This is a genomic window from Streptomyces sp. NPDC021356 (assembly GCF_040641015.1).
Lineage (GTDB): Bacteria > Actinomycetota > Actinomycetes > Streptomycetales > Streptomycetaceae > Streptomyces.
Genome location: NZ_JBFACU010000058.1, coordinates 23018 through 28975, shown reverse-complemented (window position 1 = coordinate 28975; position 5958 = coordinate 23018). Strand labels below are relative to the sequence as shown.

General features: G+C 70.5%; 6 protein-coding genes and 3 pseudogenes. 4 read left to right on the top strand and 5 right to left on the bottom strand.

The genetic code is table 11. The features are described 5' to 3' along the window. Both AB0G56_RS39640 and AB0G56_RS39635 read right to left on the bottom strand, forming a co-directional pair. Positions 1-456, bottom strand: a 456-nt coding sequence (locus tag AB0G56_RS39640) for an IS3 family transposase (protein WP_360980386.1), incomplete at its 3' end; no start/stop codon positions are given. 2 nt (positions 457-458) lie between these two features. Continuing rightward, on the bottom strand, positions 459-764 hold the full coding sequence (locus tag AB0G56_RS39635) for a transposase (protein ID WP_360980383.1): 306 nt from the start codon (positions 762-764) through the stop codon (positions 459-461). A gap of 662 nt (positions 765-1426) precedes the next feature. Here AB0G56_RS39635 and AB0G56_RS39630 point away from each other — a divergent pair. The 3 genes and pseudogenes from AB0G56_RS39630 to AB0G56_RS39620 all read left to right on the top strand — a co-directional run bounded on the left by AB0G56_RS39630 (position 1427) and on the right by AB0G56_RS39620 (position 2591). Next, a complete protein-coding gene (locus AB0G56_RS39630) occupies positions 1427-1705 on the top strand; it encodes a hypothetical protein (RefSeq protein WP_360980380.1) in 279 nt (92 codons plus the stop codon). 232 nt (positions 1706-1937) lie between these two features. Continuing rightward, positions 1938-2118 (top strand): annotated as a pseudogene (locus AB0G56_RS39625) (short-chain dehydrogenase); the annotation flags it as partial. A gap of 236 nt (positions 2119-2354) precedes the next feature. After that, the gene (locus tag AB0G56_RS39620; RefSeq protein WP_360980377.1) at positions 2355-2591 is read left to right on the top strand and encodes a hypothetical protein; all 237 of its coding nucleotides are present in this window, start codon (positions 2355-2357) and stop codon (positions 2589-2591) included. A 314-nt stretch (positions 2592-2905) separates the two neighbouring features. Here AB0G56_RS39620 and AB0G56_RS39615 read toward each other — a convergent pair whose 3' ends face one another. The 3 genes and pseudogenes from AB0G56_RS39615 to AB0G56_RS39605 all read right to left on the bottom strand — a co-directional run. Next, entirely contained in the window at positions 2906-3895 is a 990-nt protein-coding gene (locus AB0G56_RS39615; protein WP_360980374.1) for an MFS transporter, read from the bottom strand. Between the two features lie 29 nt (positions 3896-3924). Further along, positions 3925-4104, bottom strand: a pseudogene (locus AB0G56_RS39610) (ATP-binding cassette domain-containing protein); the annotation flags it as partial. Further along, positions 4101-4385: pseudogene (locus tag AB0G56_RS39605) on the bottom strand (iron chelate uptake ABC transporter family permease subunit); the annotation flags it as partial. The pseudogenes AB0G56_RS39610 and AB0G56_RS39605, both read right to left, overlap by 4 nt. Positions 4386-4955: 570 nt before the next feature. Here AB0G56_RS39605 and AB0G56_RS39600 point away from each other — a divergent pair. After that, positions 4956-5958: trypsin-like serine protease (locus AB0G56_RS39600; protein WP_360980372.1), on the top strand; the 1003-nt coding region annotated here is incomplete at its 3' end.

The window sequence follows — 5958 nt, the reverse complement described above, 5'->3', positions numbered from 1 at the left end:
CCACCAGCCGGCCGGCGTGGGCAGGTAGGTGATGTCGGAGACCAGTTTCGTGCCGGGCTCGATGGCGGTGAAGTCCCGTCCGACGAGATCCGGTGCCGGGGCCGCCTTCCGGTCCGGCCGGGTCAGGCCGCAGCGCCGCCGGCGGGTGATCCCGCGGATGTCGTGCTCACGCATCATCCGCTCGACCCGCTTGTGGTTGACCTGGTGCCCGTTCCTTCGCAGCGCGGCTGTGATCCTCGGGGCCCCATAAGCCCCCCGCGACGCGTCGTGGATGTGGCGGATTTCAGCGACCAGCCCGTCCTCCCGGCGGGCCTGTTCCCCGGCGGCCGGACGGGCGGCGAGGTAGGCGTAATAGCCCGAGCGAGACACGCCCGGCACTCTGCACATCAGGGCGACACTGTGACCACCGAAGTTCGTCTCGGTGGCCTTCTCCGCGTCGATGAACGCGCAGCGCACGGCTACTTCGTCGACTCCCTCGCGAAGAAGGCCGCGGCTTTTTCCAGGACCTCGACAGTCTGCTGCTGTTCCCGGTTCTCCCGCCGCAGGCGACGCAGTTCTTCCTTCTCATCGCTGGTCAGAGCACCCACGGCCCCCTGGCCCCGATCCGCCCTGTCCTGGTTTACCCAGTTCCGCAGGCCCTCCGGGCTCACCCCGATCTCACGGGCGACCTCGGTCACCGTTTTCCCCGACGAATGGACCAGCGCGACCGCGTCCCGCTTGAACTCGGCCGTGTACCGCTTGCTCGTGTTGCTCTTCTTGCTCACTACCTGGAACTGCTTCCTCCGGGACCGGCCCTCCCAGTATCAGGCTGTCCAGCCCCACGGGAGAACTTCAGCGTCGTCGTGACCCCGGAAGACGTTCAGGTCACCCTCCCTCGGAGTGGGGGCCGAACCGAGGTCGAATCTCTTCCTCATGGGAGACGACCGAGACGGCGCATTGCATCGGCCCGGCCTGAACGGGGTGCGCGTAACCGGTGGGCGGGCCGACGAGGGCATTGACCGGAACGTGATCCCCGGGTCAGCGAGATCGGCCTGGCGCCTCGACGGCGCAGCTGGGTGATCACCGCCACCCGGCTCCTGCCGACGGACGCCGGCAGCATCATCGGGCCCCGGCAACGCACCGAGCTGCTGCCGCCCCGGCGCACGATCCACTGCAGCTGCCCCTCCTGGTCACCTGAGTCCGGCGCCGGAGATCCACCAGCCGCTGCCCTCGGCGCCCTGCTGCAGGCGGCCCGCTTCCCCTGGCGGTGCGGCCTGGCCTGGCCCAAGCTGCACGTCGGCGTCGCCCGTGTCAGACGAATGCAAAGAGCCGGAGCAGGCGCATGGTCTTCCACAGAGGGGACACCCGGCCCTCATCTGACCATCGTCTCCGAAGGGACGGGCCGATGTCGGAGAAGCCAGGAACGGACAAGGCGCGGTCGGCGGGCATGTCATCCGCTTCCGGTCGCCCGGCCCGCGCGCCCAGCCAGAACACCGCAGCCCTCGCCCGGAAGTCCAGCGCCGGTCACGTGGACCTGCCCCTGATCGGCACCGTCACGTTCCCGCCGCGCAATCAGTTGGCCTTCCTCGCTGGACTCGGCCTCCTTGCCGGCGCCGGAGTGATCGAGTGGCCGATCGCCGCCGCTGTGGGAGTCGGCCACCTGCTCGCCACGAGCCACAGCAATGATGTCGTGCGTGACCTCGGGGAAGGTCTCCAGGAGGCCTGAGCCAGTCGTCGTGGTGCCTTGCTGCGCTGTGCTCGGACGCGGCCAGCCCTGTTCGTGCACCTCGGCTGCTGCCGACATCGTGTCTCTCCGCCCAGTGTGCGCATGGCTTGCGTGCCGGTGACGCATCACCGGCGCGACCGCGCCTCGCCGCCGGACGTGAGCGGCTTCGCGGGCAACGGCCATCCGGGCGCAGGCGTCGTCGCCGTCCTGTACGCCCATGCCCCGGCCGTGGGAGGGCTTCAAGGTCAACGCCCTCGCCCCCGGCGCGCGGGCCACCGATCTGGCCCCTGGGGCCGCCACTGCCGACGGCGACCTGGCCGAAGCCGCCCATGGTGCCCTCCGCCTGGGCCCTGCTGCCGGGCGACGGCTCCACTGATCGCTTCTTCTCCTGGGACAGCACGCTCGTGCCTTGGGGAGCGTGCCGGCGCGGCCCCGGCGCGGACGGTTCCCCAGCCGTCCGTGCGGCCCCCCAGGCTGGTGCCGGAGCAATCGGAGCGCTCGAGTACGTGCGCCGAACGGGTGTCATCGCGCACTGCGGATGCGCGTGCGGGTGCACGAGGTGATCCTCGAAGGTGCGCTTCGCGGCCCGGGCTTCCCGTCCCAAGCGCCCGGGCCCGGGTGGGCGCGCTGGACCGGAAAGGAGTTGCTCATGAAGAGTCGAATCGCACGCAGCCTCGCCACCGGGCTCACGGCGGCCATGCTGGCCGCAGGAGCAGGAGTCGTAGCGACAGGTACCGCCTCCGCGGCGCCGTCGACGACGAGCCACGTTGCCCCGACCGTCGGCAAGAAGTGCCACAAGGTCAAGGGCCATTACCGGACCGTCACCGCTCACGGCAAGACCAAGCGAGTCTGGGTCAAGCCGCACGAGGTCTGCAACAAGAAGTAGCGGCTGCAACTGCCGCCGGAGGTGCCCGCGCGCCGGCCTGCTGGTTGGCGCGCGGGCGCGCTCGTTCAACGTGTCCGGCAGCAGCGTGGGTCTGGGGCCGGAGAGGCCGCTGGTCGCAGTGGGGAAGCGGCACCGCACCTCCCTCGGCCGTCGGTGCGTTTCCGCTCACGGTACGCGCACCGGGCGGGCCTGACCGGGGGCGCGACGCAGTGACGCCGCCCCTCCCCCGTACCCGACGGCAGGAACAGCGTCGTCATGTCCTGGCCGCGGAGGTGGTCTGAAGAGGCCTTGCCTCTGTGCGAAGACAACTGCGCTCACAGCCCGCATTTCCTCGCCACCCGGACGCACCACGCCCCCTCCTCGGCGTCGCGGCGTGCCTCGTACGTTCCAGGTTCACGGGGCAGCAGGGTGAGGGTGGCGAAGACGGCGCCGACCAGGGCGGGTCCGGTCAGGCCGGGGGACGAGCCCAGGGCCATGCCGGCGAGGGCCGAGCCGGCTGCGACTCCGGTCTCGTAGGCGGAGGTGGTCAGCGCCGCGGTCAGGGTGGGGGCGTCGCCGGCGAAGCGGACGGCCAGGGAGGTGACGACGGGGTTCAGGGTGAAGCCGGTCATCGCCATGATGGCCACCAGGATGACGGTGGGTGCAGCTCTGGTGGACAGGGGGATCAGCAGGAGGAGGGCCAGGACGGGGGCTGCGGCGCCGGAGATCGTGGTGGTCATGGGGCGTCGGTCACCCATGCGTCCGCCGATGGTGGTGCCGGCGACGGCGCCGAGTCCGTAGGCAACCAGGACCAGCGGGACCGCGTTCGCCGGGATGCCGGCTCGGTCGGTCAGCAGCGTCGTGATGTAGGTGTAGGCGGCCAGGACACCGCCCGTGATCATGACGGCTGCGGTGAGCGCCAGCCACAACCGGGTGTCGCGCAGGGCACGGGTCTCCGCACGCACCGAGACCTGGGCGCCCTGTCCGGTGGCGGGCAGGAAGCGGCCTATGACCGCAGCGGCGAGAGCGCCCAGGACGGCGAGGGACCAGAAGGGGCCGCGCCAGCCGATGAGCCGGCCTGCGAACGAGCCGATCGGCACGCCGATCACATGGGGCAGGGTCAGGCCGCCCATGATCATGCCGATGGCGCGGGTGGACCGCTCGGGGCTTGCGGCGGCGGTGGCGAGGACGAAGCCGACCGCGTAGAACGCGCCCGTGGCCAGCGCCGTCACGAAGCGGGCGACGAGGATGACGGTGAAGGAGCTGCTGGCGGATTCGACGACGTGCCCGGCGGCGAAGACCGCGAGGGACAGGAGCACGGTCATGCGCTGCGGCAGGCGCAGCGTGGCCAGCGCACGAGTCCGGCGGTGGTTGCCAGGACCCCGGCCAGCAGCCTCAACAGCATAGCTTTTCCGGAGCCGTTGGGGCCGAGGAGGCCGACGGTCTCGCCGGGGCGCGGGCTGGGGGTGACGTTGTCGACGACGGCCTTGTCCCCCAGGCGCCTTACGACGCCGTCCGCGTGCAGGCTGGTCATGTCCTTCTCCGTCCTCGGTAGAGCACGGCCACGAACGCCGGCACGCCGATGAGGGACGTCACCACGCCCACCGGGACCTCCTGGGGATCGAGGACGGTTCGGGCCAGGGTGTCCACCCACACCAGGAAGACGGCGCCGGTCAGTGCCGTCACCGGCAGCAGGCGGGCGTGGCCGGCGCGGGTGAGGGCGCGGGTGACGTGCGGGAGGACCAGGCCGACGAAGCCGATCGCACCGGGGCAACTGACCAGGGCGGCGGTCAGCAGCGCGGTCGCCGAGAGCAGGCCAGGTGGTGACCGGCCCCCCTTGGCCTGTCGACAGCCTGTCGCCACTCAGCCGGACACGGGCAGGACCGGGCGGTCGATGTGGTGGTGCTCCACCTCAATACCCCGCTCCCCGCCCCACGCGGTTCAGACACGGCATGCGACCGCTTGCGCAACCGCCATCGACCTCTTTCATGGATCAGCCTCAGTCGGCCGTTGCCCCCACCCCGGCATCTGCGTCCGTCGGCGGCCCGATCCCAGCACCTGGGTGTCGGGGGTGACCGAGCCGGAGAACGGAGTCCGGTTCGACCTCAGACGGCGTGTTCACGGGGCGGATCCTGGGGGTGAGCCTGGACAGATCCGGGCGTGCTGGATAGACAAGCACACGAAGTTCCGGGTGGAGACGGGTTGCTTATGGCTGACAACCCGTCCTGGCAGGGGCTTCACCGCTGCCGCCCGTCAGCCCATGCCAAGCAGAGACCCTACGAGTCACGTTCCGAAGAAGACCCCGAGGAAACAATGATCCTTCACCGCTTCAGATCCGGCCGTCTCCTCCCAGCGATAGCCGCTCTCTCCGCCGCGTCCCTCGCCTTGAGCGTCCCGAGTGTCCGGGCCGCCACGGGGCCTGAAGTCTCCGACACCGCCTACGCCTACGCCGCGCAGCTCGACATCGGTGACGGCACCCGAGCCTGTTCCGGAACTCTCATCGACCCCCAGTGGCTTCTCACCGCGGCGAGCTGCTTCGTCGACGATCCCGCCGCCGGCCTGGCGGTTCCGCCGGGCCCTCCTCAGCTCAAGACGGTGGCCAGGCTCGGGAACCCCGACCTCACCACCGGCGAGGAAGAGACCCGCGAGGTGGTGCAGTTGGTGCCACGCACCGACCGCGACCTGGTGATGGCCAAGTTGTCCCAGCCGGTCACCGACGTCGCGCCGATGCCCCTGGCAGCCAACGCCCCCGACGCGGGAGAGAACCTGCTTGCCCTGGGTTACGGCCGGACCGCGGACGCCTGGGTCCCCGACCACCTGCACTCAGGGGCGTTCACCGTGGCGACCACGGATGCCACCACGGTGTCCCTCGACGCGGTGGGCAGCGCCCTCTGCAAGGGAGACAGCGGCGGTCCCGCGTTGCGTGACAGCGGCGGCCAGTTGGAACTCGTCGCGATCAACAGCGCCTCCTGGCAAGGGGGGTGCTATGGATCGTCGGAGACACGGACCGGGGCTGTGGAGACACGGCTCGACGACATCGGCACGTGGATCCAGCAGGTACGGCTGCTCCCCCAGCGGTCCGTGGTCGCCTCGGGGGACTTCAACCACGACGGCAGGGCAGACCTCGCGGCCCTCTACGACAACGGCACGGCCACAGACGGCGGCAACCGTACCTCCCTGTACACGTTCAAAGCCAATGCCGGCGGTTTCGACCCGCCGGTCCGCAGCTGGATCAGCACCGGCGGCTTCACCTGGTCCAAGAGCCGGCTGACCGCGGGTGACTTCAACGGGGACGGCAAGGACGACATCGCCGTCTTCTACGACGGAGGCCAGGACGCGGACGGCAAACACACCTCGTCCGTATACACCCTCCTCAGCAACGGCAGCA

Bases quoted from the DNA above. Each gene is read 5' to 3' on its own strand.
- AB0G56_RS39615 (WP_360980374.1), bottom strand. From the start codon at position 3,895: ATGACCGTGCTCCTGTCCCTCGCGGTCTTCGCCGCCGGGCACGTCGTC.
- AB0G56_RS39630 (WP_360980380.1), top strand. From the start codon at position 1,427: ATGTCATCCGCTTCCGGTCGCCCGGCCCGCGCGCCCAGCCAGAACACC.
- AB0G56_RS39620 (WP_360980377.1), top strand. From the start codon at position 2,355: ATGAAGAGTCGAATCGCACGCAGCCTCGCCACCGGGCTCACGGCGGCC.